The sequence below is a fragment of the Kitasatospora sp. NPDC057518 genome (assembly GCF_042802075.1).
Taxonomy (GTDB): domain Bacteria; phylum Actinomycetota; class Actinomycetes; order Streptomycetales; family Streptomycetaceae; genus Kitasatospora.
The window spans coordinates 1-2,730 of record NZ_JBHVEU010000697.1 but is presented as its reverse complement, the minus strand read 5'-3'; the positions used below and the strand labels follow the sequence as shown (position 1 = coordinate 2,730).

The window sequence follows — 2,730 nt, the reverse complement described above, 5'->3', positions numbered from 1 at the left end:
AACTCCAACAGTAAAGAGCACGACCTCCTTGAGGAGGCCGGTCGCGACGTCGAGGACGAAGCCGCGCACGGCGTCCGTGTGCGGGACGAAGGGGCTGGTGCGGATCCGGGCGGCCGACTGGCGCACGTCCGTCTCCAGGTCGGCGAAGGCCTCGGCGGCCCACGGGGGCTTGACGCCGGTCTCCTCCCGGATCGACTCCCGGAAGGCGTCGTCGCCGAAGGTGAGCATGCCGCAGTCGGTGTGGTGGATGAGGATGATCTCCCGGGTCCCGAGCAGCCGCTGGCTGATCGCCAGCGAGCGGATGGCGTCGTCGGTGGCCACCCCGCCGGCGTTGCGGATCACGTGCGAGTCGCCTTCGGCGAGGCCGAGCGCGCCGTACACGTTGAGCCGGGCGTCCATGCAGGCCAGGACGGCCGTGCGACGGGCCGGCGGGAGCGGGAGCGGCCCGTCGAAGGCCGCGGCGTAGTCGGCGTTGTTGCGCAGGTAGTGGTCGGTGGCGGTGTCGGTCATGGTGGACGGCTGTCCTCTCGGTGCGGTCGGATCGTGGTCGGCCGGGACGCGCGGGAGCGCCCCGTCCCGCCCGCGGGTGCGTGCTGCGGGCAGCACGGAGCGGGCGGCACGGAGCAGCGGGTGAGCGCGTCCCGCCGGATGCGTCCGGAGCGCCGCTCGGAGGGTCCGTCGACCGGGGCGACGGCCGACCCTCGCGGCGGCGGGGAGCGACGGCCGCCACGGCGGTGCCGTTCGGAACGGAGCGCAACGGAAGAGCGCAACGGAACGGCACGGCCGGGCGGCTGGAACGGGCGATCAGACGATGACCGGACAGCCTGTGGAGTGGATGCGGCCGAAGTCGATGTGACGACGGCGGACGAGCACGGTCATGCGGGCACCGTACTGCCCGCCGGAGCGGCCCCGCCCGGGATTCGCCCATTCTCCACTCCGCCGGGTGACCGCCTCCGTGGACAGCCGAGCTGCGGCGATCCCACACGTTCCCTCACGTCACATGCCGCCCTCTCGGACCGCGTCGGTCGGCGCCGGGTTCTCGGGGAGCCGCCAACCGCCGCCGCGGTCCTCCTTCGAGAAGCGCGCGGCGAGATCGGGAACGTGGAGGAAGCAGGCCAGTGCGGTGGCGGCCTGGAAGGCCTCGATCGCACGCCGGCGAACCGCTTCCCTCACGGAAAACGGTGGCGAACCCAAGGATCAACACACCACCCTCGGATGACCACGTGATCGCGGAAACACAGGTGCGTGACGACGGATTCCCGCCCGCCCAGCAGGACGACACCCCGCCGAAATACCCACCGACATGCGCTAGTTGATGCGCCACCGCGCCCGGCCGTCGCCCTTTCTCCGGAACAGCGGCCGGCGCACCGATCGACTCGACCCCGGAAGCCTTCAGCAACCTCGCGAGCTTCGGCGAACACCACGGCGGTGTTCGCTGCTCCCCGGTGGATCGGATGCTCGCGCCCCCGGAGCGGCACTCTTCCTGTGTTCTTCCTGTGCCCTTCCTGTATTTTTCCTGGTTTGGCAAATCCCTATCCTGCCATCACTTTCAGTGACTGGCCGCCATACTGACGGTCAGTCACTCTGACATTAGGGGCGCAGGGGGGATGTACGTGAACCGGACGAGAGTGATGAACCGGTCCTTTGCCGCCGTTTGGGTGAATCCATTGCAGGCCTATGCGATCGGTGGCCGAAACCGACGGGGATTCAGCCAGTTGGCATGCGATCCAGACAAAATCATTCCGCCCCGTCGATCCGCCTTCTCCGGCATTAGGATTCCTGCGGCATCAGGACAACTGTCCTGGTGAACACTGGCCCTGACGGGCCAGGAGATTGGGGAAGAAGAGGGGGAAATGGCGAACTCGCCAATGAGGGCAGGGTCGGCACGGCGCTCACGCGCCAGGATCCTGTCCGCCACGGCCATGATGCTGGCCGCGACCGTCATGGGGACGACGGTCGCCCAAGCACTTCCGTCCGACACGGCCCCGGAGCCGCTGCCGGCCAACTACCGCGCGCAGGTGGTCGAAGCCTGGCAGGGCGGCGGCACCGCGGTGAAGGACGCGGCCGCACGGGCACTGGTCGGCTCGGACGCCGACATCACCACGTTCTTGACCAGCACGCTGAGCCGTGCTCAGGCGTCGGACGAGCGCTTCGCCGTCATCAAGATGCTGAGCAGCACCGGCAAGGGCGTGCGCGACGCCGCGACGAAGGCGCTGAGCGGGTCGGACGCCGACCTCCACGCGTTCGTCACCAGCGGCTGGCAGAACCCGATGATGGACGACCGCCGGGCGGCGATCGTCACCATCGTCGACGGCGCCGACGTCGCCGTCCGCACGGCCGGGACCAAGGCGCTCGGCGACGGCACCGCCGAGGCCATGGACGCCTTCCTGACCACCGGCCGGTTCAAGGCGCAGGAGGAGGACGACCGGGTCGCCGTCCTGCGGCTGATGGACGTCTACACCGGCCCGGAGTTCACCAAGCAGGCCGGCCGGGCGCTCAGCGGCACACCCGCCGACATCCGCGGGTTCCTGGAGAACGGCCAGCTCCTCGCCCAGGCGAGGGACCAGGAGACGCTCGACGTCAAGCAGCTCGCCCAGACCGCGAAGGACGCCACCAAGCGGGCCCTGGAGGAGACGGCCGCCGCCCAGGAAGCGGGCGCCCGGGCCGAGAAGGCCGCCGAGACGGCCAAGCAGGCCGCGCTGACGGCCGCGGACGAGGCTGCCAAGACGG

3 protein-coding genes are annotated in these 2,730 nt (G+C 70.1%); 1 reads left to right on the top strand and 2 read right to left on the bottom strand.

The features are described from left to right. The coding region (locus ACFU7Z_RS38485; RefSeq protein ID WP_380782780.1) for a beta-class carbonic anhydrase at positions 1 to 510 on the bottom strand (510 nt) is incomplete at its 3' end. A 486-nt stretch (positions 511 to 996) separates the two neighbouring features. Next, a complete protein-coding gene (locus tag ACFU7Z_RS38480) occupies positions 997 to 1,173 on the bottom strand; it encodes a hypothetical protein (RefSeq protein WP_380744963.1) in 177 nt (58 codons plus the stop codon). 749 nt (positions 1,174 to 1,922) lie between these two features. On the opposite strand from ACFU7Z_RS38480, the gene ACFU7Z_RS38475 reads away from it, so the two are divergent. Further along, positions 1,923 to 2,730 (top strand): ALF repeat-containing protein (locus tag ACFU7Z_RS38475; protein WP_380782777.1); only part of this gene is annotated, 808 nt, incomplete at its 3' end.